General features: G+C 46.0%; 21 protein-coding genes and 1 tRNA gene. 10 read left to right on the top strand and 12 right to left on the bottom strand.

What is annotated here, in order from left to right; translation table 11 throughout:
- Positions 1–329: 329 nt before the first annotated feature.
- Complete coding sequence (locus NDI42_RS20825) at positions 330–1,004, bottom strand: C40 family peptidase (RefSeq protein ID WP_190458199.1); 675 nt, start codon at positions 1,002–1,004, stop codon at positions 330–332.
- A 64-nt stretch (positions 1,005–1,068) separates the two neighbouring features.
- Between NDI42_RS20825 and NDI42_RS20830 the strand changes: the two genes are divergently transcribed.
- Both NDI42_RS20830 and NDI42_RS20835 read left to right on the top strand, forming a co-directional pair.
- A complete protein-coding gene (locus NDI42_RS20830; protein ID WP_190458201.1) occupies positions 1,069–2,025 on the top strand; it encodes a serine hydrolase in 957 nt (318 codons plus the stop codon).
- A gap of 212 nt (positions 2,026–2,237) precedes the next feature.
- Positions 2,238–3,152 carry a hypothetical protein gene (locus NDI42_RS20835; RefSeq protein WP_199311335.1) on the top strand — a complete coding sequence of 305 codons (915 nt, stop codon included), beginning with the start codon at positions 2,238–2,240 and terminating at the stop codon, positions 3,150–3,152.
- Positions 3,153–3,218: 66 nt separating this feature from the next.
- Here the strand turns inward: NDI42_RS20835 and NDI42_RS20840 are convergent, their stop codons facing one another.
- Complete coding sequence (locus NDI42_RS20840; protein WP_190458205.1) at positions 3,219–4,565, bottom strand: ABC transporter substrate-binding protein; 1,347 nt, start codon at positions 4,563–4,565, stop codon at positions 3,219–3,221.
- Between the two features lie 142 nt (positions 4,566–4,707).
- Positions 4,708–4,799 (bottom strand) — tRNA-Ser (locus tag NDI42_RS20845).
- A gap of 543 nt (positions 4,800–5,342) precedes the next feature.
- Between NDI42_RS20845 and NDI42_RS20850 the strand changes: the two genes are divergently transcribed.
- On the top strand, positions 5,343–6,608 hold the full coding sequence (locus NDI42_RS20850) for a glycosyltransferase family 4 protein (protein WP_190458207.1): 1,266 nt from the start codon (positions 5,343–5,345) through the stop codon (positions 6,606–6,608).
- Between the two features lie 251 nt (positions 6,609–6,859).
- The gene (locus NDI42_RS20855; protein WP_348231466.1) at positions 6,860–8,530 is read left to right on the top strand and encodes a sensor histidine kinase; all 1,671 of its coding nucleotides are present in this window, start codon (positions 6,860–6,862) and stop codon (positions 8,528–8,530) included.
- Between the two features lies 1 nt (position 8,531).
- Here NDI42_RS20855 and NDI42_RS20860 read toward each other — a convergent pair whose 3' ends face one another.
- The 4 genes from NDI42_RS20860 to NDI42_RS20875 all read right to left on the bottom strand — a co-directional run bounded on the left by NDI42_RS20860 (position 8,532) and on the right by NDI42_RS20875 (position 12,348).
- Positions 8,532–9,320 carry a mechanosensitive ion channel family protein gene (locus tag NDI42_RS20860; protein WP_190458209.1) on the bottom strand — a complete coding sequence of 263 codons (789 nt, stop codon included), beginning with the start codon at positions 9,318–9,320 and terminating at the stop codon, positions 8,532–8,534.
- 470 nt (positions 9,321–9,790) lie between these two features.
- The gene (locus NDI42_RS20865; RefSeq protein WP_242017767.1) at positions 9,791–10,177 is read right to left on the bottom strand and encodes an SH3 domain-containing protein; all 387 of its coding nucleotides are present in this window, start codon (positions 10,175–10,177) and stop codon (positions 9,791–9,793) included.
- Positions 10,178–10,562: 385 nt separating this feature from the next.
- Positions 10,563–11,762 carry an alanine racemase gene (gene alr / locus NDI42_RS20870; protein ID WP_199311337.1) on the bottom strand — a complete coding sequence of 400 codons (1,200 nt, stop codon included), beginning with the start codon at positions 11,760–11,762 and terminating at the stop codon, positions 10,563–10,565.
- 169 nt (positions 11,763–11,931) lie between these two features.
- Positions 11,932–12,348, bottom strand: a complete 417-nt coding sequence (locus NDI42_RS20875; protein WP_190458213.1) for a hypothetical protein — start codon at positions 12,346–12,348, stop codon at positions 11,932–11,934.
- Positions 12,349–12,485: 137 nt separating this feature from the next.
- On the opposite strand from NDI42_RS20875, the gene NDI42_RS20880 reads away from it, so the two are divergent.
- On the top strand, positions 12,486–13,154 hold the full coding sequence (locus NDI42_RS20880) for a class I SAM-dependent methyltransferase (protein ID WP_242017768.1): 669 nt from the start codon (positions 12,486–12,488) through the stop codon (positions 13,152–13,154).
- A gap of 238 nt (positions 13,155–13,392) precedes the next feature.
- On the opposite strand, the gene NDI42_RS20885 is transcribed toward NDI42_RS20880, so the two are convergent.
- Positions 13,393–13,671 (bottom strand): hypothetical protein, encoded by a 279-nt coding sequence (locus NDI42_RS20885; protein ID WP_190458215.1) that lies wholly within the window; start codon positions 13,669–13,671, stop codon positions 13,393–13,395.
- Positions 13,672–14,061: 390 nt separating this feature from the next.
- Here NDI42_RS20885 and NDI42_RS20890 point away from each other — a divergent pair, with 390 nt between their 5' ends.
- Both NDI42_RS20890 and NDI42_RS20895 read left to right on the top strand, forming a co-directional pair.
- Positions 14,062–14,976: a LysR substrate-binding domain-containing protein gene (locus NDI42_RS20890; RefSeq protein WP_190458216.1), complete on the top strand. Its 915-nt coding sequence runs from the start codon at positions 14,062–14,064 to the stop codon at positions 14,974–14,976.
- Entirely contained in the window at positions 14,952–15,176 is a 225-nt protein-coding gene (locus NDI42_RS20895; protein ID WP_190458218.1) for a hypothetical protein, read from the top strand. Before NDI42_RS20890 ends, NDI42_RS20895 begins: the two co-directional genes overlap by 25 nt.
- 472 nt (positions 15,177–15,648) lie before the next feature.
- Here NDI42_RS20895 and NDI42_RS20900 read toward each other — a convergent pair whose 3' ends face one another.
- The gene (locus NDI42_RS20900) at positions 15,649–16,593 is read right to left on the bottom strand and encodes a DMT family transporter (protein ID WP_190458221.1); all 945 of its coding nucleotides are present in this window, start codon (positions 16,591–16,593) and stop codon (positions 15,649–15,651) included.
- 213 nt (positions 16,594–16,806) lie between these two features.
- Between NDI42_RS20900 and NDI42_RS20905 the strand changes: the two genes are divergently transcribed.
- A complete protein-coding gene (locus NDI42_RS20905; RefSeq protein ID WP_190427290.1) occupies positions 16,807–17,154 on the top strand; it encodes a YlmC/YmxH family sporulation protein in 348 nt (115 codons plus the stop codon).
- A gap of 588 nt (positions 17,155–17,742) precedes the next feature.
- Here the strand turns inward: NDI42_RS20905 and NDI42_RS20910 are convergent.
- Positions 17,743–18,141, bottom strand: coding sequence for a response regulator (locus tag NDI42_RS20910; protein ID WP_190427293.1), 399 nt, complete (start codon positions 18,139–18,141; stop codon positions 17,743–17,745).
- Between the two features lie 165 nt (positions 18,142–18,306).
- Between NDI42_RS20910 and NDI42_RS20915 the strand changes: the two genes are divergently transcribed.
- Entirely contained in the window at positions 18,307–20,823 is a 2,517-nt protein-coding gene (locus NDI42_RS20915) for a DNA gyrase/topoisomerase IV subunit A (protein ID WP_190458223.1), read from the top strand.
- A gap of 209 nt (positions 20,824–21,032) precedes the next feature.
- Here the strand turns inward: NDI42_RS20915 and NDI42_RS20920 are convergent, their stop codons facing one another.
- Together NDI42_RS20920 and NDI42_RS20925 are read right to left on the bottom strand one after the other, a co-directional pair.
- Complete coding sequence (locus NDI42_RS20920) at positions 21,033–22,280, bottom strand: FAD-dependent oxidoreductase (protein ID WP_190458225.1); 1,248 nt, start codon at positions 22,278–22,280, stop codon at positions 21,033–21,035.
- Between the two features lie 96 nt (positions 22,281–22,376).
- Positions 22,377–23,018: a TetR/AcrR family transcriptional regulator gene (locus NDI42_RS20925; RefSeq protein WP_190458226.1), complete on the bottom strand. Its 642-nt coding sequence runs from the start codon at positions 23,016–23,018 to the stop codon at positions 22,377–22,379.
- 317 nt (positions 23,019–23,335) lie between these two features.
- On the opposite strand from NDI42_RS20925, the gene NDI42_RS20930 reads away from it, so the two are divergent.
- Complete coding sequence (locus NDI42_RS20930) at positions 23,336–24,634, top strand: ABC transporter ATP-binding protein (RefSeq protein WP_348231467.1); 1,299 nt, start codon at positions 23,336–23,338, stop codon at positions 24,632–24,634.
- Positions 24,635–24,978 lie beyond the last annotated feature (344 nt).

Genomic DNA, 24,978 nt, shown 5'->3' on the forward strand with positions numbered 1-24,978 from the left:
CCTGACTTAGCCAAAGCCATAGAGGAAGCATTTAATAAGCTCTCCTTGAAGGACATCCAAAATTGGTTTACACACTGCTGTTACTGTACCTCAGCAGACTAGGAAACGCTATATAACAATCTGACAGATCAGACAGCCTATCTCTCTCGTGATGCCTGTGCTACAAACAAAAAATATTTCCTAATGCAAAGATTGCTATATGAGTGCTGGGTGACGTTCTTAAACTTAGCCTACTATAGCAATCAAGATAAGGGTTGTGAGCCAGCCCTTCAGATACCCGACTTCTTGAAGAAGTCGGGTATCTTGCCTTCACGAATCATTTAATTTTGTTATGCCAGGGGCTGATAACTTGCAACCACTCGCCCACAAGAACGCAACTGTTCATAATAAGACTGACTAATGGAATCACCCTGTGGTGAGAGGCAATCAATTCCAATTCCGTTGCGTCCCTGCTCTTTACCGGAACTATGAATATAACGCCCATCTCCTAGATACAAACCTACATGGGTTGTTCTATCATTAACGCCAAAAAAAATTAAATCGCCTGGTTGTAGAGACGCGAAATTTTGCGTCTCTACAAAAGCCTCTTGCTGATAGGAATCTCTGGGCAACCAAATCCCTACCGAGGCAAAAGCTGCCTGCATCAGCCCAGAACAGTCATAGTTAGGGCCGAGTGTACCACCCCACAGGTAATAATTAGGCTGTTGCATTGCTGCTAGGGTAAAGGCAATTACCTTGTGTAAGCGGTTTTGGATTTCTGCCCTGGAGAGTGCGATCGCTTGATAAGGCGTTTTCGCCTGCTCAATTTTGCTCTTGTCTTCAATCGCTAACCAGGCTGTATAGTCATCCTCGCACAGGCACACCTGCAAAGCTGTATCGTACATCGACGAAACCCGCAAGTGACGCCCAGATGCTGCCTGAGTTGCCAAACGAGTACAGTTGGGGGAATCATAGAGATTCAGATTAACTTGGCAACGATACTCACACAATTGGTCAATGGTCATTAGTCAGTGCGACCTCTCTTGGTGGTAAAAACTAATCAACAACTGACATTTAACATCTGATCAAATGACATTTTTTCAAAAAAACGAACAACTAGAAAAACTGGGTGATCGCATCTTAGAAACCGCCTGGGCAGAATTTCCCAGTTTAGCGCGCAACCAAATCGCCCTTACCTGGATAGTTTACGATCCCCCTGTGCCAGTAAATACTGGTGGTGCGCTCAGTGCAGCGGAATTTTGGAAATACCCAGTCCGAGGCTTTAGCTATCGCGGTGTCGAGCGAATTTACCCAGCCAGCGTCGTGAAACTGTTCTATCTCGTCGCCGTACAAGAATGGCTGGAAACAGGCATGATCCAAACCTCAACCGAGTTAGAACGAGCCATCCGCGACATGATAATTGATTCCAGCAACGATGCGACCAGTTTAGTTCTGGATGTCTTGACTGGGACAACTAGCGGGCCAGAGTTACCGCCTGGGCCATTTGAAACCTGGAAGCAGCAGCGTAACATTGTCAATCGCTACTTTCAATCCCTCGGTTGGACAGAGATGGAAACCATCAATGTCAATCAAAAAACGTGGGGTGATGGTCCGTATGGGCGAGAACGGGTATTTGTGGGGGAGATGATGGAGAATCGCAATATGGTGACGACGAATGCCACAGCGAGGCTGCTGCACAGCATTGTCGGTGGTGTGGCGGTTGAGAGTGCGCGATCGCAAGCAATGATGAGCCTGATGAAACGCAGTCTCAAACTAGAAGACGATGAAACCTCCAACGAAGAAAATCAGGTTCGCGGTTTCTTAGGTGCCGGACTTCCCCAAAAAGCCCAATTGTGGTCTAAAGCTGGTTGGACTTCAAGTGTGCGTCACGATGCTGCCTACATTGAGATACCAGGCTTGCAACCTTTTCTGCTAGTTGCCTTTACCGAAGGCAAAACTAACAGCCAAAACAAAGCGATTTTGCCTTTTCTCTCCCAGCAATTCGTCGCCGCAATGGGCAGTCTTTCTCCCAACGGTGAAGCCTAAACCCTAAATTATTCTCCCCAATCCCCAATCCCCAATCCCCAATTCCAAATTCCAAATCCCCAAATCCCAATCCCCAGCCAAGTTTATTCCCTGGTAGGTAGCGAAAATTTGGAAAATTTTCTAAATTAACGTCATGGAATTATAATTTCCGTGATAATAGGCTGTAAAGTTGGGCTTTGGTAAGTTTTTTAGTAAATTTTGGAGGAGTGTCCGTGAATACTAATTTTTTCAAGCACGTTTCTTTCCTATTGGGTCTGACAGCTCTATGTGTCGTAGGTGGTGGGTTGTCAGCGCAAGCTGAGACACCCGATGCCATCACTGACATGGAGACTGCTGTCACCGTGGATTCAGAACCTGTAGCGGTGGAAGCAGCGACAGACGCAGCGGAGATTCCCCTAACAGAAAGCAACCCAGCCGTTGCAGCTTTAGGTGTCCAAATCGCTACCGAATCAACTGCTTCAGTCTTGCCACAAGACAGCAGCAGCCAAGAGAAAGTTATCAATGAGAATGCAGATGCAACTGCTCTGCCTTCGATGCGCGATCGCTCGGCGGCAAATGGAACCGGAACAGCTGCCGATCTGGTGGCAAATAAACCATTTCCAGGCGCAAGCACCTCTGCCGCTGCTCTAACAGAGCAGCCTCAACAGACAAGTTCAGAAACGCGATCGCAAAACAAAGTTGCCCAAACAGACATCGAACTTGGTCGCGCTACCCGTTCCGGTCGTAGTTACATCGGAGCTGGAGTTAATATCGGTTTTGGCGGTGATACCGCATTGGGTGATGGCAGCTTCGCGATAATTAGCAAAATTGGTCTTAGCAACACTCTGTCAGTACGTCCCTCGGTGTTAATCGGTGACGATGCTACCTTTTTGATTCCCGTCACTTACGACTTTAACATCCGGCAAACAGACCCATTTGAAACTCTCAGATTCGCCCCTTACGTTGGTGGCGGCGTGACCATTTCTACAGGTGATGACAGCACTATTGGTTTCCTGGCTACTGGTGGTGTCGATGTTCCCTTGTCACGCGAATTTACAGCAACAGCGGCTTTAAATGTTGGTTTTCAAGACGATGAAATACCAGTAGGCCTAATGGTTGGTGTTGGTTACACCTTCTCCGGCTTCTAAAAAAAATAAAAGGTAAAAGGCAAAAAAAAGAATTTCTTAATTTTGTCTTTTACCTTTTTCCTCCTTCTATTGAGGGCTAACTTTACCCGTTACATCTACTTTGCCATCCGGTTCTACCTTCCAGACATCGTAATTACCAACTACATCGCCGTTGGCATCGATATCCACGTTGCTGCTGGCTCCCTGGTAGTTAATATCTTCTCCCTTCCGCACTAACTCCATAGCTTTGCAGACATCAGTTACTTCTGTGCCTGGGGCGTTAGCAACATCACGAATCTTGCTTTTAATGCCTTCGCCAGTGTTCGACTTAGCGGCTTCTGCGGCGAGTACCATCAAAGCTGCGGCATCCCAACCGTGAGGAACATAGGCACTCAGTTCCTTTCCGGTCTTGTCTTTCCATAACTTGGTGAACTCAGCTAAAGCTGGGCCATTGGCACCAGGAACTGTCCCAATTGCTCCATCCAAAATAAACTTACCGTCACTGCTTTTACCCACTTGTTCGGGAAAGTCTTCGGAATAGACACCATCGGTGAGCATCACCGTCACGTCTTTACTTAAACCTTGCTCGTAGGCAGACTTCAAGAACAAACTACCAGTTTCGGCGTAGAGAACAGCTGCCACAGCGTCAGGCTTGTCATTAAAAGCTGCTGCGGCTTCACTTTCAAATGTGGCGGCTTTCGGGTCGTAGCGAGTCGGCTTACCTTCGTTGACAACCGTTCCACCAAGTTTTTTGAAGGCTTGCACAAATTCTTTCTCAAAGCCAACACCATAATCGTTGTTGATGACTACAGTGGCAACGCGCTTAAAGCCTCTCTCGCTGGCTAATTTTGCCAACGCTTGCGCTTGATAGGTATCGGGGGGAGCAGTCCGCGCCCAAAAGCCGTTATATTCTCCTGTTTTAGCTCGTTCTGTAAATACAGGACTGGTGCTGCCTGGAGAAATAAACATTACTTTGTTGCGTACAGCTATAGGCAGGGCGGCAGTAGAGACGCTGCTGGCAAAGGAACCAACGACACCAGCCACTCTGTCTACTTGCGCCAGTTTGGTCATTGCTGCTGCGCCAGCATTAGGATCGGTTTGGTCATCTTCAGGAATAAATGTCACTGGTTCACCGTTGACACCGCCGCACTGGTTTACAGTGTCTACTAACAAGCGGACGGCATCCGGTAAGGGTTGTCCAACTGAGGATAGATCGCCTGTTGTCGGCAGCAGCGATCCTATTTTGAGTCCTTTGGCGTTGGTGGCTGGGGCTGAAGCAGTTGTTGTCTCGGTGGGGCTACTCGTTTGTGGGTTACTGCTGCTTTGGGTAGTATTCTCACAAGCCGCGGTCAATAAACCTGTAGCTAATGTGGTAATGAACAAAGCGATCGCCCGACCACGCTTGATCCGTGAAGCTGTTGCTGATTTATCCATTTGTTTGCTCAACTCTTCCACAGTCCGCAAGGGAAATAAAATATTTTATTTATCTTAAGTTACTCACTATATCCGCAATATACCCGCAACGCTGCAATCCTTGAACATCGCCAGGAGCTGACAGGGGTTATATATTCAAAAACGGAGAGGGAGGGATTCGAACCCTCGGTACGGAGTTACCAACCGTACAACAGATTAGCAATCTGTCGCTTTCGACCACTCAGCCACCTCTCCAGGGTGACAATTATATATAGTAGCAGGTTTTGATAAATTGCAAACCGTTCGCCTCAAGCTTTTTTTGCTTTTTTAAAGAAATAAACTAAAATTAGGTATTAAGGGCAGTACCAATATGGGCTTGACGATTCAAATAATACAGTTCTAGCAAGGAAATGGTCATTTACTCAGCCCGAGAAACAAAAGCATTGAGTGTGATCGCGTTAGCGCATACGCTTCGCGATCGCACTCAAGGATCTATCCCATTTGATATAAATTTTTTATTCCTTTGGGAAGGTGCCAAAATACTCAAATGTACCCATCTCTACTTCCCAAGTGGGAAGTAACTAGGCTGGCAGATTCCCCCCAGTAGTTGATGTTGAACATCAGGTTAAGGTTATATCCTAAGAATCAATAGCTCATAAAGATTCTTTAAGATTCGGTGAGCTGAAGTAAGATAACAGTAAAATATCAAGCTCAAAATTTCAGTGGGCTAAAGAGGCAACTGAGTAAGATATCAACCTACGCCCTAAACATCGTTGAGTTTCAACACCAACAAAACATATGCTATCTACGATAAAACAACACATTGCTCTCATCTCAGTCCACGGAGATCCAGCAATTGAAATTGGCAAGGAAGAAGCAGGCGGGCAAAACGTTTATGTAAGGCAGGTGGGTGAGGCACTAGCTAAACAAGGGTGGCAGGTAGATATGTTTACCCGCAAAGTGAGTCCAGAGCAACCCACAATTGTTGAACATAGTGCCAATTGCCGAACGATTCGCTTAAGCGCAGGCCCTGAACAATTTGTGCCGAGAGACAATCTGTTCGAGTATTTGCCAACGTTTGTTGAACAACTGCTAAAATTTCAGCAGCAAGAAGGTATTGAATATTCTGTAGTACACACTAATTATTGGCTCTCGTCTTGGGTAGGAATGGAGCTAAAGAAAATCCTACCGATCCAGTTAGTTCATACATACCACTCCTTGGGAGCAGTCAAGTATAAGTCGGTTTCAACCATTCCTCTAATTGCCACTACCCGATTAGAAGTAGAGAAGAAGGTATTAGAGAAAGCAGATCGAATTGTAGCAACAAGCCCGCAGGAAAAAGAACATATGCGATCGCTTGTTTCCACAAAAGGCAGCATTGACATCATTCCCTGTGGCACCGATATCCGCAAGTTTGGTTCAGTTAGCCGCGAAGCAGCAAGAGAGAAACTAGGAATCGACCCGAACGCTAAAGTCGTGTTTTATGTGGGTCGATTTGATCGTCGTAAAGGGATTGAAACCGTGGTTCGGGCCGTTGCCAAGTCCCAGATGCGCGATCAAAACGTGAAGCTAGTTATCGGTGGCGGATCTCGTCCAGGTCAAAGTGATGGCATTGAACGCGATCGCATCGAAAAAATTGTCGGCGAAGTGGGATTGCGAGACATCACCACCTTCCCCGGACGGCTGGGCGACGATACCCTCCCCAGTTACTATGCTGCTGCCGATGTCTGCGTTGTCCCCAGTCACTATGAACCCTTCGGTTTAGTAGCAATTGAAGCGATGGCTTCCGAAACACCCGTAGTCGCCAGCGATGTCGGTGGACTCCAGTACACCGTCGTACCCGAAGAAACTGGGTTACTGGCTCCTCCCAAGGATGATGCAGCTTTTGCCGTCGCCATTGACCGCATTCTGGCAAATCCAGAATGGGCTAAAGAACTGGGTAAGAAAGCTAGAGTCCGGGTAGAGAAGCACTTCAGCTGGGATGGCGTGGCATCGCAACTGGGTGAACTCTACACTCATTTATTGGAAGAACCAGCAAAAGAGCTGAGTTCAGTTAGTGCCTAAAATTAGCTCTGGCGAACCTGTTTCTCGCTACGGTAGGTACACTGATCTACCGTAACGAGGATAAAACAGCCTCTAAAAAACCCTACAAACCTCCTCGCTGTACTCAGCCTTGGAGGTTTTTTTCACATTCAGCTTTTTAGCTGAGAAAATTTAAGCCTATTTGCGTAGTTGTATAACTTGGGTCTATGTACAAAATAGTAGTCATAATAAATGATCTACCATAACCTTAAATAAGCGTTTATAACCCAAGTGTGAAAAGGCTTTTTCAAAGAATATTGGATTTTATTGATGAATGTATTCAAGCTCTTTACATTCATTTTTCCAGAACAAGGCATCGCCAGTCAATTCCTAAAAGGCGCGAACCAAACCTTACAAATGATGCCATCCCGGAGCCAACCCCGCCCATCAAAGCAGTCAGTAAAAGCCCTCCAGTGCCTCTCAACGAGGAAGAAAGGCTAAAAGAGCTGAATCAGTACAAAATTATCGATACTCCCCCGGAAGAGGCATTCGACGATCTAACAGCTTTGGCAGCCCAGATTTGTGGCACTCCTATTGCCTTAATCAGCTTGGTGGATGCTCATAGACAGTGGTTTAAGTCAAAAATCGGCGTGGAAGCAACCGAAACCCCCAGAGAGATTGCTTTCTGCGCCCATGCTATATCCAAACCGGATGAAATGCTGGTTGTGCCAGATGCCTTAGAAGATGAGCGATTTGCCAATAATCCGTTGGTGACACATGGCCCCGATATCCGGTTCTATGCCGGAACACCTCTAGTAACAGCCAATGGCTTTGGAATCGGTACTCTGTGCGTGCTTGACCGGGTTCCTCGCAATCTAACGCCAGCACAACTGGATGCGCTGCAAAGATTGGGTCGTCAAGCGATCGCGCAGCTGGATCTACGGATTAATGTAACTAAGTTAGAACGTACCATCACTAAGAGTCAGCGAGTAGAAGAGGCACTGCGCCAGACTAATAAGCGTCTGTTGCAAACTTTAAAAACATTACGGCAAACTCAAGCTCAACTGATTCAGAGTGAAAAAATGTCAAGCTTAGGTCAACTGGTTGCTGGTGTGGCCCATGAGATTAACAATCCCGTCACCTTCATCCACGGCAATCTGCCCTATGTTAATGACTACGTTAGCGATCTCCTCGATTTGTTATCTCTCTACCAACAGCGGTATCCCGATCCCGATTTAGATATCCAAGAAAAAGCAGAAGCGATTGACTTGGACTTTATCACGCAAGATTTGCCTAAAACCCTGTCTTCTATGAAAGTGGGTACCGACCGTATTCATCAAATCGTTAAGTCGCTACGCAGCTTCTCCCGGTTGGATGAGGCAAAAAAGAAACGTGTTGACATCCATGAAGGTATCAACAGTACGCTATTAATCTTACAGCATCGGCTCAAAGCCACAGGGGTTAATCCCGGCATTGTAGTAATCAAAGAGTACGGCATCCTTCCACCCGTTGAATGCTACCCTGGCCCCCTGAACCAGGTGTTTATGAATATTTTGAGCAATGCTATTGATGCGCTGGTGGAGATGGAAACTGAGGAATGGGAACTCTTGACTGGGAAACAGAAGGACGCAATTTCCTCTTCCCAATTCCCAATCCCCAATCCCCAGTCAAAAACCCCTACAATTCGCATTCGCACCGAGGCAGTAGAAAATTCTGTTTTAATCAGCATTGCTGATAATGGTTCTGGGATATCGGAAGCGATCCGAGAACAGATATTCGATCCGTTTTTTACCACAAAACCTGTAGGCAAGGGGACGGGAATAGGATTATCAATTAGCTATCAAATTGTGGTCGAGAAGCATAAAGGAGTCTTGAAGTGTCTGTCTGAACTAGGGAAAGGGACAGAATTTTTGATTGAGATTCCGATTCAGGGAAGCAAGGAAGCAGATAGCGATCGCTCTTAGCTTATACTACTGGCGAGTCAGTCCGCAGTGCTTCTTTAACCAGTTGTTGCACTTCCGAACGCACATGATCGTAAGCTTCCGTACTACACCAAGGACGTAGATATAAAACTGTCCCTGTTGCTGAGATTGAGGAAACGTGACAAGTCGGTTTTGGTTCATCCAAGATTAAGGGATGAGGTTGAACTAGGGATAAAAGTAGAGTTATCGTGGGTTCAATCGGGCGCTCACCTATATCAATTTCCAAATCCACTCGTCGCTTACCCAGTGCTGAGGTATTTTTGAGATTTCCACTAAATAATTGACCATTCGGCACCGTAATCACCACGTTATCTCGCGTTATTAGCGTAGTAGAGAAAGTCCCAATAGCATCTACCACACCAGCAACCCCTGCACCTTCAATAAAATCTCCTACCTCAAACGGGCGCGTACTAATTAGCATCACACCCGCAGCAAAGTGGGATAGGGTATTCTGCAATGCCAAACCCACTGCTAAACCAGCAGCCCCCAGCACCGCAACGACGCTGGTTGTCTGAATTCCCAACTTATTGAGAACTGCCACAATTCCGACCACCAGCGTAAAAATCTCCGCTACCTGAACCAGAAACTTGCGTAGAGTTGGTTCTGTGCGACTGAGTGTTTTACGGGTAAGACCACCTATCCAACCTACGGCTAATCGTGTGAGCAGCAGAATCCCAGCCGCCCAGAGAAGGTTCTGTAAAATCTTAAAGTACGTTTGATTAACCAGGTAGTTCCATAACTGCGATGCAGTCTCAACAGAAAAATTATCCATTCTCAATCGTTTTTATACTTCCAATCAATATATCTTTTTTTATCTACCCCACAATCAGCGCAGCGGTAATGTGCGATCGCAGTCCTAAATGATTTGTGAAGGTGAGATACCCGACTTCCTAGAGAAGTCGGGTATCTGAAGGGCTAGTAATCTGAAAACTCAAATAGGATTGCTATAAAAAGATTGGGATTTGTTATTGAAGGATACGCCAAGGAATATTTATTCAGGGTGAATGGCAATATCGCACTTTAACAAGTTTAAGGAATAAAAATTGGCAAGTAAAATAATTCTATCCCCGATAGCCTGCGATCGCTGAATACAGTTTGCCCAACCCATTTGCTTTGCCCAAACCCAAAGGGGCTTTGAGAATACCCCCTTTTTTAAGACTAGGGGGCAATAGTGGTAAAAGAATAAAGCGAAGCGCCTCAAAGATGCTTCGCCTAAAATGACATTTTTGAGCGCAACTTAGATTAGTTGAAGCATTCAGGAGTCATGAAGTCTCCGCGAACCCAGCCACGAGCGCCACTTTTGGGAAACCCAACTCTGTACCAAGAAAACCCTTGGCGATTCTCAACGACTGCTAAATCTTGAGGGGTACCACCGGACTCTCGTAATATGTGAACGCGATCGCCCACAAGTCCATAACCTTTCTGCTGATAGTTTGTGCCAGGGCCGGAACGCAAATTAACCCGCGCCCCCGGAGTTTGACCGGTCAGCGTTGCCATGCAATAAGACATTTCACGCTGAGGAATTTTTGACTGTGCAGAAGCAGGTGCTGCTGACAGCATCAAAGTAGCCACAAGCCCCGTCAAGGTAACTACTTGAGTATTGACTAAAACATTTTTGACTATTCTCATATTTTCCTCAAACTAACTATTTAAGACTTTGGATAGATTGTCCAATGTGCAGCTATGTTCTACTCCAATAGAGCTTGGGCATTTTCCAGAAATTTAATCTGCGAGATGTGCGATCGCTCTAAAGTGGAGCTGTGAAATAAATTTCACAGCTCAAAGCTTCAACCCGTTTGAAAGGGTTGAAACCCATATATAGCAAGCTTTTCAGCCCGTAAACGCGAAGCGGCTTCTCGAAGAGTACGTTAGTTCAGGGCTTGAGGGCAGGGCAAAAGTTAAGTGCTATTCCTCCCAAGTGGGACTAAGAAAGCTGCAAGCCACAAAAACCCCTCTTTGCCAGCAAAGAGGGGTTTTTGTGAGGTTCTTCCCGTATCTAACAGGGATAGAAAAGTTAAGATGATGCAGCTTGATCTGAAATTTCCAGTGCTTCACCTACTGCTACGCGAGGCAAACGGTGCTTGAAGCCGCAGAGAATTTCCCAGGAAATTGTGCCTAAAGTCGCCGCCCAGTCGTCGGCGGAAATTTGAAATTCTCCCTGTTTCCCCAGTAGAGTGACAACTTCGCCAGTTTGCAAGTCGGGAATAGCGCTGACATCCAGCATCAACTGATCCATCGTAATTGCCCCCACTTGCGGCACTAGCTGACCTCGGATCAAAACTTGCATTTTGTTGGAGAGATTGCGAGGAATACCATCGGCGTAGCCAATGCCAACAACGGCGAGGCGCATATTCTCACTGGCGATAAATTGATAACCGTAGCTGACACCAGTACCTGATGCAATATCTTTTACTTGCGTTATACGCGCTTTTACCTGCATAACTGGCTTGAGGTTAATCGCTTTTAGATGCGGCGCTGGGTAAAGCCCGTAAGTAGCTAAACCGACTCGCACCATGTCGTAGTGTAAGGAGGGGTCAGTTAAGGCGGCGGCGGAATTTGCTAAGTGTAGTTTCGGCCCTTTAATACCAGTGGCTTCGATGAAGGCGATCGCTTCCTCAAACCGTTCGTGCTGCTGTCTCATCACCGTGGGGTCTGGACTGTCAGCGGTTGCCAAGTGGGAATATATACTGGCAATTTTCAGATGCGGCAACCGTTGCACTAGCTGGACAAACTCAGCGGCTTGCTGCCAGCTGGTGCCAAGCCGTGACATTCCGGTATCTAATTTTACATGAACTGATAAAGAACGATTTTCAATGCCTAGTGTCTCTGAAAATACCAAAGCTTGCTGTGGCGTACACAAAGTAGGTTGCAAATTCCAGTGGGCGATCGCTTGTACTTGTTCGGGAGTATTACTCGCGCCCAAAATCAGAATCGGTGCTTCAATCCCAGCTTCTCGCAGTTGAATCCCTTCTGGAATCGTAGCCACACCCAACCAACTAGCACCCGCTTCACAAACCGTTTGGGCAACAGTTATAGCACCATGACCGTAAGCATCAGCTTTCACCACCGCCATTAGTTCCGTCTGCGGCGATAGAAAATGTCTCAATTGCCGCACATTATGAGTTAAAGCGGCTAAATCAATTTCTACCCAAGCGCGATCGCGTAGCGGCGCGGATACCCTGTCGCGTAGCGTCTGTACACGATCGCCGCGCATGGCAGCATTTAGATACCCTTCGGGGGATATCTCTCTAGGAGTCTGCTCCCAACTCAGCATTTAAACTTACTCCTCACACACTCACTCACTCACACCAGTTTAATCTGCGTAGGTTAGGCAGGTACGCCCGGACGCAGTTTAAGATTAATAGATTCGCCAACCGTATCATTTAATACAAGGGAGGAATTAAATAACTGCGCCAAATAGGTTTAGCATCTTCAGTTGTGGATTCGGGAATCAACAAACGCCAAGTTTTACCCTCAATTTGACTTTGCAGGTAAACATCAAAAAGGTTTTGCTTTTGAGTCACCTGACGACTGGGGAATTCGAGGTTAAGGTTGTAGGTTCCCTGAAGGTGGTAAGTGGGTAACTTGTTAACTATCGAGGATTCCTGCTTCTTAATTCGCAGCTGACTAATTTGAACACTGGGGGTTGGCTGGTTCAACTGCTGACTTAGCTGTTTTTGAGTTTGACTGACTTGAAATGCGATCGCTTTCTCTATCAGTTGGCTATTTAGTAGCGGTGCAGCAACACCACAAGCTGTCAGCAATCCTACCAAAATCACAATCAAGAATATCCGCACCATCGCCCTCTTACTTCTCCTCTGTTTCCTTGACATCTTGCACCCAATTTTTATAACCCTGCTATACGCCTCGTACCCGTGAACGGGGCGGCGCTTTTAAGCGATAGTATAGGCTGTGGGTGTCTTTAAGTTATAAATCTATGATGTCAACAAAAAAGGCCCTTGGCTTAGATGACCAGCTCTACAATTATCTGTTATCGGCTTCTTTGCGCGAATCAGAAATTTTGCGACAACTGCGACAAGAAACCGCCAATCATCCCCAAGCCAGAATGCAAATTTCACCAGAACAAGGTCAATTTATGGCGCTTTTGGTGCAGTTGCTGGGTGCTACGAAAACGCTAGAAGTGGGCGTATTTACTGGTTATAGCTCTTTGTGTGTTGCCCTTGCCCTTCCCCCGACTGGTAAAATTGTCGCTTGCGATGTTAGTGAGCAGTACACTTCGGTAGCGCGGCGATATTGGCAGGCGGCTGGGGTGGCGGATAAAATTGAGCTGCGTATTGCACCAGCACTAGAGACCCTGGATCAATTGTTAGCATCTGGACAGGCGGAAACGTTTGATTTTGCCTTCATTGATGCTGATAAGGGGAATTATGACGGATATTATGAGCGATCGCTACAATTAATCCGTCGTGGTGGTCTAATTGTCATCGATAACGTTTTGTGGTCTGGACGAGTTGCCGATCTTCAAGTTCAGGATCAAAGCACTAAAGGCATTAGAGCTTTTAATGAAAAATTGCACGGCGATGAACGGGTTTCTCTGAGTCTCGTTCCAATTGCTGATGGTTTGACTTTAGCACTCAAGCGTTGATATAGCATCCGCCAAGTCTTCATGAGATTCGCCCAAAAGTTATTCACTATCCTCTGCTGCGGTCTTTTTATTCGGCATAATAATAGCTAAACTGCCAAAACGCGCTCAACGGGCGAAGCAGAGGAGGATATTTTCCTTTTTTATTGTCGGTTTTCTCAATCTGTTGAGAACTTTATTTAGGAATGTTGTTAGATGAAAGTTTCATTACTTTAACCTCTGAAACTGGTTTAAATTATCCCTAATAACTCTTTTCAATCCAGCTCAACAGTTCTATTTCATTGCCAAAAGTGGCAGAGCGACCAGTAGCAGGATTGTAGGCTTCCCACCAAGTATTACCGAAGCGATCGCTTCGCTGCCAAACTTTTATTTCTGGCTCTTGGGTTAAGGTGGTAATCAAGAGCTGCCAAATTTTATTCACTACCAAAGATAGTTTTGATTTTTTGACTGGCTGCTCGTATTGTTTAGCATAAATATCTTCCAGTTTTTGTCTGTCTAACTCACTGATGTAAGATTGCATAAAAAAGTACCTTATGGGAAATGGGAAATCGCTAAATTTCTGATTTTGCTTTCATTAAGTTTGGTATAGCCAACTTGTTTTATCTCCCAATTTGTAACGGATAATCCTACTTCAGCCTGGGAACATATTTCTTAGAGTGAATTAATGGCGCTGTAATATCACCCATTCAAATAACCCAGTTGGGTGATGTTCTGCGACAAAATGGAACTTAAAATATCGGTCAACCAAACCAAGGCTGTTAGATTGCAGAAACAAATTTAGCTGATAAATTAAATCTAACAATTGCTTATTTAACAAACAAAGTAATATTTGCATAGTTAGTATGAATAAAATTCATAGATGGAGGATGAAGACTTTTGGCAAAATTCATACATTACCTTCATGACGTCTATGAATGAAATCAATAGCAGTCGGATAAAGCTTTCCCAACTGCGTGCCTTGGTTACAGTCGCAGAGTACGGCAATTTCACCGAAGCCGCGCTGCATTTAGAACTTTCACAGTCAGCGATCAGTCATGCGATCGCTACCCTAGAGGAAGAATTAGGCGTGATTTTGCTCTATCGCGGTCGTCACGGCGCTCATCTCACACCCGTAGGGGAACGAGTCATCGATCATGCGCGAAGCGTGCTGCAACTGCTAGGAGCAATAGAAAAAGAAGCCAACTTAGAAAAAGGCTTGCATGGGGGGAGTGTGCGAATTGCTTGTTTTCGCAGCGTAGCAACCCACATATTGCCAGCTGCGATCGCTCGGTTTCGCGATCGCTACCCAAAAATTGCCGTCAGCATCATCGAACATTCTGATTATCTGGGTGCAGAACAAGCTTTGCGCGACGGTCATGCTGATATTGGCTTCACGGCTTTACCCGGTGGTGATGAATTTGAAGGCTGGGAAATTTTGCGGGATGAGTATATTGTTGTACTCCCTCCGACTCCCAAACTAGAGACTGACAAAATTACGTGGGAGCAGTTGGCAACTTACCCGTTAATCTTGGCTTACGGCAATGCCTGCTACGCTTTGCTTCGGCAACATTTGGTAAATTTAAACTTTCGTGTAAATCCTGCTTATGAAGTTAAGCAAGATTCGACAACGGTTGGTATGGTTTTACAAGGTTTAGGAGCAGCTATTCTTCCTCGTCTTGCTGCCGAACCATTACCGCCAGAAGTGCAGGTTTACAGTTTACCAGTTCCTTTAGAAAGAGTAATTAAAGTAGCGGTGCTGGCGAATTCCCTTCAAAGTCCGGCTGTTTTCGCATTTCTGGACACTCTTAGAGGTGTGGATCAATGCACTTTAAAAGCGGTAGTTTAAAGAATGCGATCGCTAGTTTGATGTATTTCGTTTCTGTATCATCCACGCCATCAAGCAGGTTAGAAAATGGCGTTTTAACTGTTTACAGAATGGCATTATGCGAGGATTTCCCCCAATACAAGCTGCGACGGGGATATCTGGCTCTTGTCTTGTTACTCTGTAAAAAGCGATCGCTCCCTCCAGTTGGCTTTAACAGCTAAATTATGATTAATAATTGTTTTGTCTTATACAGGTTAGCGCTCTTCCTAAAGAGCCATATTTACTGAAAAATTTATAAATATAATGAAAATTACGTTTACCCATGACTCTTATCAGCTAAGTATTAGACATAAATAAACTCTAAAATTATGGATTTGAGAAATTCTGTAATTTAGGCTGAGTTTATTTACGCTCACCTATTTAAAGGTACAGAACAAGGAGTAAATATGAATGGCGACTTTATAACTAAATATAGAGAACTAAGAATCACGTATGAAACGTTGATGATTAAACATGAAATAATGAAAACCACGTATGAGCAGGTAATAACGACATCCAAATACTTAAGGAATATCAATAGTGAGTTGAGAATTACAAGTCACCATATAAAAGGTTGCATAGAGTTAACAAAAACTAAAAAAGACGCAGGTATAACCCTTTAGGGTTATACCTGCGTCTTGCTTAACAGCCTTCCTACTGCAAGCTGAACAGCAAACCCACGCCACCTAATGCAATTAAAACGCCTAAAATAGCTCTAGAACTGACCGTTTCACCCATCAAAATTACCAGGGGTAAAACAAACAAAGGGCTTGTGGAAGTGAGAGTTTGAGCAATGCCCACGGGTGCGAATTTCAGAGAAGTTTGTTGTAACCAGATGCCGAGGTAGGTGCTGAAAAAGGAAGTCAAAGCGATCGCTCCCAACACTCGCCAAGATTGTAAAATCTTCAACGTCGAGACACTTTCGGCAGTCTTCTGCTGCTTACCTTTGAGCAACAACCACAGCACTAATACCAGCACCCCAGCTCCCAACCGCACCAGGGTACTCCACAAAGGGCTGATACTCGACTGCGCCAGCGCTGCACGGGAGAGGACTGCGCCATTTGCCTGTGAGACTGCTGCAAGCATTCCCCAACTGATCCCGCGCACAGTCAGATGCGTGGTGTTGGGGGTGGAATTGGGCAAGCGTTCCGTCACCACCCAAGCCACGCCTAAAATTGTCAATAAAATACCGCACCAGGAAGCGCTGCTGAGCTTTTCTTGTAAAAAAATCAGGGCAAGCAGTGCTGCTAAGGGCGGTGCTAAAGTTTCTAATATTAAGGTGCGTCTAGGCCCCAGATAGTTAATGGCGGAAAAATAAGCTGTATCTCCTACGCCAATTCCCAGTCCGCCGCTGAGTAGCAGCAATGTCAAAGCAGTTGGGTTGATTTCAGGTAGCAGCTGACCGGAATAAAGTAGGGTGAGAATCAAAAGAGCGATCGCTACTATCCCCTTGAGGAAATTTAGTTCCAGTGGGGGAATTTGCCGCCCCAAGCGACCATAAACTACGGATGCGATCGCCCACAAAAATGCGGCACCCAGCGCCGCCAGTTCTCCTTTAAAATTTGTAATCTCAATTAAAATATTTGCTAAAAATATCATTACAATCTCTGGCTTTGGTTAAATTGGATGTATATTTTACCTAAAGGTAGAGAACCTACTACCAGTATCGCATTCCTTTTGGCTGATAGTTTTCTTAATTCCACATCAATAAAATTTACTTTAGTGGGATGCCAAGGATGTAACCAATGTGACCATACTATCTTCTAAGAATTGGTATGACTCACAAAGAGAGAACAAATTCAGGTGACGGCTATGAAATATACCTTTGAAATTTTAGGTGTTTCTCCCGTTTTATACTTCTTCAACCACCAACAGGAAATAATTCAAAAAGACCCCAGCATTGGGGTGGAATATTTGGGAACCCCTAAATGCACTCTTGACGCTTTTTTAGAATCAGTCGAGGTTGTTCCGCCTAAGCGAGGCTGGGATTTAGAAGAAGTTTTAAATACGGTAGTTGACTTCTGGGTGAACAATTCAGAAAATATCCAGTATTGGAACAAGCGGTTAAAGGATGCGGGAAGAGAGAATTTATTAGTTGCCAGAGTCGCTGATTTTAATTCCTTAAAGGCTGAATTTGAATCTTTGTTTGGGGAAATATAGATGAACTAAACTGCCTTACTTTCTAAGTGGATGTTTGAATCTTTGTTTGGGGAAATATAGATGAACTAAGCTGCCTTACTTTCTAAGAGGATGTTTGAATTATGTATGTAACTCTGAAATCTTAGATTTCTCCGCCAGCATCCCCATAAATTGGGGGACTTGAAGCGGTAACGTTAGAAAAAACACTTTTTAAACATCCTCTAAAGAATAATTGTAGGTTGAGTTTGTGGAAGCATCTGGGCGGAGTTTCTTAGGGGGCAGACAATAAAATAGAATTTCTTGCTAGGGCGCTAGGTTTTTGGACTCATCCCCTAACTTACGTGGGAGCGGAGTTTCTGGCGGATAACACTTATCGCTATTCCCTGCCAAGTCGCTTCAACCAGAATTAAGCTGTAAGCATAAGCAAACAGCCATTACTAGCCAACGTATTCCTTTAATAATACAGATGTACTAAACTGGGTTTTACCCAGTCCAGAGGTAAAAGCAGAAATGCTAAAGTCTTTGGTCAAGCGATCGCAACCGAGTTCTCGTGGAATACTTTGGCTTTCTCTTTTGGGCAGGCGATTGCACTGCCCCTACGACTCAAGACTATTGTGGTGGCAACAATGCAATAATTTGCTCCACAAACAGTTGATGATCGACCACTGGTTTAGAAATGTAGCTATCGGCACCGCTTTGCTTAAGGAAATTTTCCCGATCTCCCTCCATAGCGTGAGCCGTAACCAGGATAATAGGCAAATTAGCCGTTTGGGGATCAGCTTTCAACATTTGGGTAATTTTTATGCCATCAACCGACTTACCTTGGTAAACACTGTGTGCCAAGGATACATCCATCAAAATAATGTCAGCTTCTCCGGACTGGGCAATTTGCATTACCTCTTCTACATTTTCGGTATGCTTAACTGCCAAGCCACCTCGCTTGCTCAGAATCTTAGAAAAAACCCGAGCATTAATCGGATCGTCTTCTACAATCAGAACGGTTTTCATCGAGTTTTTCCTTTCATTGGTGCTTTTGTGCAGAGCCGTGGTCATAACTGCGTTTCCATCCTACTGTGAAAGGTTCTTTGTCACGTTGCCATTTGCTAAGCAATTTGTCATCAATCTCTAGATGCAAAAAAATTTTGTGTGTTCAGGAAATAGGAATTAAAACTCATGGCGAAACAATTGAACCTGCTGGCGACTGGACAGATCATCCCCACGCCTCTACACGCGGAGATGCAACGGTCATATCTTGAATATGCCATGAGTGTGATTGTCGGGCGTGCCTTACCCGATGTCCGCGATGGATTAAAGCCAGTTCATCGGCGTATTTTGTATGCTATGCACGAACTGGGATTGACTCCAGACCGCCCTTATCGCAAGTGCGCGAGGGTGGTGGGAGACGTTTTAGGCAAATATCACCCCCACGGCGACCAGTCGGTTTATGACGCTTTGGTGCGCCTGGTGCAAGATTTTTCCAGTCGCTATCCCCTACTAGCTGGTCATGGTAACTTTGGCTCGGTGGATAATGACCCACCAGCTGCTATGCGCTACACAGAGACGCGACTAGCGGCGATTGGCAATGAAGCGCTTTTGAGCGAAATTGGTGAGGCAACAGTTGACTTTATTGGCAACTTTGACAACTCCCAACAGGAACCAACTGTACTGCCAGCACAGTTGCCAATTTTGTTACTCAATGGTTGCGCTGGAATTGCCGTAGGTATGGCGACTAATGTACCGCCGCACAACTTGGGTGAGGTGGTGGATGGTTTAATTGCCCTTATCGATCGCCCTGATTTATCGGACGAAAAGTTATGGGAGCTGGTTCCGGGGCCAGATTTCCCTACTGGGGGCGAAATTATTGGCACGGAGGGAATTAGAGAAGCTTACAGCACTGGGCGCGGTATTATCCCGGTGCGGGGAGTGGCGACAATTGAGGAAATGCCAGCCAGTCGCGGTCGCCGAGGGCGGACGGCGCTGGTGGTGACAGAGTTGCCTTTCCAGGTGAATAAAGCATCTTGGATTGAAAAGGTGGCGGAACTGGTCAATCATGGTCGAATCGAGGGCATCGCCGATCTGCGGGATGAGAGCGATCGCGAGGGTATGCGCGTGGTGGTAGAACTGAAACGAGACGCCAACCCTCAAGATGTCCTCAGTAATCTCTACAAGCAAACTGCGCTGTGTACCAACTTTGGAGCGATTTTGCTGGCATTGGTAGACGGACAACCGCGCCAACTGACACTGCGCGAAATGTTGCACGAGTTTATCAATTTCCGCGAACAAACCCTGACTCGGCAGTATAGTCACGAGTTAGGGGAGGCAGAAAGACGTCTCCACATTGTGCAAGGGTTGGTAGCATCTTTATCTCAGCTGGATGCTGTAATTGAAATTCTGAGAAATGCTCCCGATGGTAGCAGCGCGAAAATCTCCCTGCAAGAACGGTTGAACATCAGTGAAGTGCAGTCAGATGCAATTCTGGCAATGCCAATGCGCCGCCTGACGGGGTTGGAGAGGCAAAACTTACAAGCTGAGTTTGAGCAACTTTCAGAGAGAATAGGAGTATTGCGGGTTTTACTAAGCGATCGCCATGAATTACTGAAAGCTTTGAAGAAAGATTTGCGAACTCTCAAACGTAAATTCGCAGATGCGCGTCGTACCAAAATAGTTGTCCCTCGTAAGTCGCGACAAACGGCTGAAACTAAAGAACGAAAAACTGACAAAAAAACCACAGCCGACAACCCACAACAAACAACAGACAATCCACAACCCTTAGAAGAAGTTACTCTGGAATTTACCCGCCGGGGGTATGTGCGGCGACTGTCAAAAAGTGGAAATAAATCAGCGTCTGGTAAAGGTAACGGTGGAAGTCGTCCAGATGATTTTGTGGTGCAATTAGAGCAGACTGACACTACAGCAGAATTAATAGTTCTGACTGGTGGCGGCAAAGCTTACCCGGTCAAAGTTCGCGATATTCCGCCCACAACTGGACAGTCGCGAGGCACGCCACTCATAACATTGTTGTCTAGTTCTGCTCAAGCTGCTGCTGAAACAATTCTTTCCCATTTTGTCTTACCAAAAGATCCGGAAAACGCCGATTTAATTCTTTTGAGCAAACAGGGGAAAATTAAGCGTTTACCAATGGTAGAACTTGCTAATATTTCCGGTCGCGGCTTGACGATAATTAAATTGAAAGAAGATGATGAATTGAAGTATGTCAACCTGACTAAAAGCGGCGAACATTTAATTTTGGCAACTACTGGCGGACGCTTGCTCAAGGTGGAAGTTACTGAGGAACAGTTCCCGGCAATGGGACGGGCAACGATGGGAGTGCAAGCATCGCGTTTGCGGCGTGGTGAGCAAGTTGTCGGGTGTGTAACACTGCGTCCTGATGATAGTGTATTGCTGGTTTCTGGGTTGGGTTACGCTAAACGCTTGCCTGAAAATACTCTGAGATTGGGAAATTTGGGCGACATTGGAACTCAGGTGATGCAGTTTACTGATAAAACTGATGTTTTGCTGGGAATGGTACCAGCTAGAAAGGGAGAGGCGGTAATACTGCTGACGAATCGAGAGCGAGTAGTGCGAAGTCCCATAGATTCAATCAGGTTTTGGGGGAAAGATGGGACAGGCGATCGCATTCTTCAACTCAGCGCTGACGAGAAAATCGTCAATGTAGTTATTGGTCAGTAGCTAATGGCTCATTGTTTTCTCTTTCCATTAGAGGATGTCTGAAAAGTCATCATCGAGACGCTTAGATGGTGGAGATCCCCCTTGTATCCCTCTTCTCAAGGGGGACTAAGACTTGATTCTCCCCTTTTTCTCTAGCGCAGCGGCTGGGAGGGATTAAATTAACTTTTGATTCTGGGACATCCTCTTAGCTATTAGTTATTGAGCCATAACTAATTAACATGAGCAGGCAAAATCCCGAAGGCTATTAATCGCGCCGGAAGGTCGCGTAAAATCGGCAAGCGGAGAATCGCTGGCAGTTTAAATTGCCGATTGGGATCGATCGCCGGGGCGATAATTTGCTTCTGGGCAAAAGACTGAAATGCCTGTATAGTTCGTGTCGGTAACTCGCGCCGACGCTGCACCGCCGCTAAATCGCTCAGTTTTAACTGCTCCGTCCTCAGCGGCTTACTCAGTACATTTGCCGCTACAACTGCATCTTGAATGGCGTAGTTGATACCAACTCCCCCGACAGGCGACATTACGTGAGCAGCGTCACCGATGAGCAGCAGCCCTGGACGATACCAACGCTTTAAGCGACTCGACTCGACACTGAGAAAGGCAATCTGCGACCAGTCGTGAAGATGCTGCACGCGATCGCTAAATTCTGGCACCACCTCTACAATTGCTTCTCGCAGCGCCTCCAGACCCGCAGCCCGAATCTGCTGGTAGCCACCTTTGGGGATGACATACGCAACTTGCCAGGTGTCGGAACGGTCAAGCATAGCCACTATCTTACCGCTACCAATGCGACCCATCAGACCCTCTAGGTCTTCTGGATGACGCGGTAAGCGGAACCAGAGGACATCCATCGGGGGTGAGGTGCTGATAGCTTCAAAGCCAGCCAGTTGACGCATTTTGGAGTGGCGACCGTCCGCGCCGACTGTAAGACGCGATCGCACTTCGTGCCAGCCACCGTGTCCCCGATATCGCACGCCCCGAATCTCACCATCTTCTTCAACTAGCTCCTGCACGTTTGCACCCAGCACCAGCACAAAGTTAGGGTAACGTTTTGCCTCCTCCACGATCAATTCCAAGAATCGCACCTGCGGCATTATCGTAATGTACGGGTAGGGAGTCTTGAGGCGACTGAAGTCGGCAAGCGTTAGCGAACCTGACGGGGTAATAATGCTCATTTGACGAATTTTGGTGTGAGGTAGCTGGAGCAAACGGTCAGCTAGTCCCAGTTGTTCCATAATCTCCATACTTGAAGAGTGAAGTGTATCCCCCCGGAAGTCGCGATCAAAGTCTTTGTGCGCCTCCAGCAGCATCACCCCAATCCCAAGACGCGCCATAAGTAGCGCCAGAACAGCACCCGCAGGCCCCCCACCTACGATGCAGCAATCTGTCTGCTGTACATCTATTACTTCGTAGGTTTTGGTTGTTTCCTGATTCTGAGTGGATGTTGTGTTGATAGTCATAAAAACAACTCCTTCTTGATTGACTGATTAATCAATAAATAGTTAGGAGTGAGGGATTCATAACTCGTAGCTTTTAACTCCTAACTCTTAACGCTCCTATTCCCCATATCCTTTTACAGGATTGCCTTTTTCCATGCCCCACAAAAAAACTTCAACCACAGTCGTCGCCATCGTCTGCGGGCTTAAATCCTGGGCATCAGGCTGTGGAAAAACCTCTCGCGAAAGAACGTAAGCGATCAAAGGGCCAATGAAACATCGTGCTGCTGCCCCTGGATTCATGGTTTGCAGCACACCTGCATCCATCTGCTTTTCTAGATAACGAGTTAAGAAGGCAAAACCGCGCCCAGGCCCAATGGTATTAATCATTTCAGCAACCAAAGGGCGGCGAGTTGCTTCACCTAACATCAGCTTCATCAGCGCGATCGCAGTGGGATTATCCACTATCTTGAGAAACGTGCTGGCAAAGAGGGTAAGCGTTTCCTGCGGTGGTTTGGTCATCATCTCTTCGCTGTGGGTGAGTAATTGCAGCAAAGGGATGCGTTGTTGTACTACCTGCTGGAACAGGTCGCTTTTATCCTTGAAGTAGTGGTAAATCAGACCAGGTGAGCCAATCTGAGAGGCTTGGGCAATATCTTTGTTGGTCGCCTTCTCAAAGCCTTTGCTGGCAAAGACTTCCAAAGCACCGTCAATAATCTGCTGTCGCCGACTCTCAAAGTCTTGCTCATCCCGTGCAGGCATGGTTCAATATTGATTGACTGATTAATCAATCATAAGCTAGCAGATAGCTAATAGCAAGCTTAAGCAGGATCTTTATTTTCGATTTAGATTTTATTTAGCTGTTGGGTAGGCAATGGGGGTAATACGGCTCGGATAAGCCCACAGGCTAAAGGGTGCGGCTACTGTTAACTGTAGGCGATAGGGGTTAATAGCCTACCTCAACGGCTTAGAAGAGTGTTATACGTTACCAGTTGGCACATCCAATCAATGTGCAACGCTGATTGTTGCGCTGCTTTGTAAGTAACCGAGAATAGATTGGTAGTGGATATTGATTTATCGTGGCAAAAGTTGTTATAGAGAACGTTTACAAAAGCTTTTCCGTTCGTAAAGGGGAAGTTGTCGCACCAGTAACGGCAGAAATGCTGACATCAGTAGATGAAGCAGACAAGTCTTCGCCCACTGGAAATACGAATGTCTTGCGACGGATTCATCTGACGGTGGAAGATGGTGAGTTTATGGTGTTGGTGGGGCCTTCTGGTTGCGGCAAAAGTACCCTGTTAAGGATTATTGCCGGACTCGAAGAGTTGACTGGCGGCAATATCTGGGTAGGCGACTCCTTGGTGAACGACTTACCGCCGAAGGAACGAGACATCGCGATGGTGTTTCAAAGCTACGCCCTCTATCCCCACATGACGGTTTATGACAACATCGCCTTTGGATTGCGACGCACAGGGAGAGGGGGAGAAGGGGAGAAAAACCCTTTACTCACTCCTAAGTCTTCTTTGCCAATTTGGGCGGAAAATCTGTTGGTGGAGATGACGCGATCGCTTCCTAAACATCTTCGCTACATACCCGAACGCGAGAAAGCGATTAATGAGCAGGTACGGACGGTTGCTCAATTGTTGCAAATTGAGCCACTCTTAAACAGGTTGCCAAAACAACTATCGGGAGGACAAAAGCAGCGAGTTGCATTGGGACGAGCGATCGCGCGTAACCCCCAAGTGTTTTTGATGGACGAACCCCTATCTAACTTAGATGCTAAACTCCGGGCGGAAACTCGGGCCCAAATTGTCAAGCTTCAGCGACAACTAGGTACGACAACAATATACGTCACCCACGACCAAACTGAAGCGATGACGATGGGCGATCGCATTGCGGTGATGAATCACGGTAAAATCCAGCAAATCGCCGCACCTTTGGAAATTTACAACCATCCTGCTAACCGCTTTGTGGCGGAATTCATCGGTTCTCCGCCGATGAATTTTCTCCCAGTACAGGTGAAAGCCCCTTTGTTAATTACCCATTCTCAGTTTCGCCTCACCTTACCTGATATTTGGGCATCGACACTGCAAAAATACGACACGCGATCGCTTACTTTAGGCATCCGTCCCGAACACTTAAGTATCGGCGTTCCCGCCCCTAAAAATCTACAGGTGCGAGTTGATTTGGTGGAAGCACTAGGCAACGAAACTTATTTATCTGTAACTTTGCTTGATTCACCCACCACATCTCCCTTACAAGTCCGAATCCCACCAGATAAAGAGGTGAAAATAGGCGATCGTTTGTGGTTATCCTTAACACCAGAAAAAATTCATTTCTTCGATCCACAAACTGGCATGGCAATCACCTCGCGTTAGTAATGAGTCATTAGCAATGAGCTAATGACTCATTACTAACTTTATTACCATTAGCTATTGATTAACTTATGACACTAATAAACGCCCGCAATTTATCTATAGACGATGTTCATCGTATTTTAAGATTTCAAGAGCAGTACAACGGATCATTCACACCTTTATTATCGCTAGAAACTCTGACAGAATTTGAACACCAAGAACTTGTACAAATTAGAAATGACCTTTAGCACTACCTATCAGTAGGAAAAGTCTTATAAGGACAAGTAAAGAGATGCTCCCAACCCAACAAAACTAATATTAGCTTTGGGTTTAATTACCTCAAACGCCACGCCCCTCAACGCGGG

The sequence above is a fragment of the Funiculus sociatus GB2-C1 genome (assembly GCF_039962115.1).
GTDB classification, from domain to species: Bacteria; Cyanobacteriota; Cyanobacteriia; order Cyanobacteriales; family FACHB-T130; genus Funiculus; species Funiculus sociatus.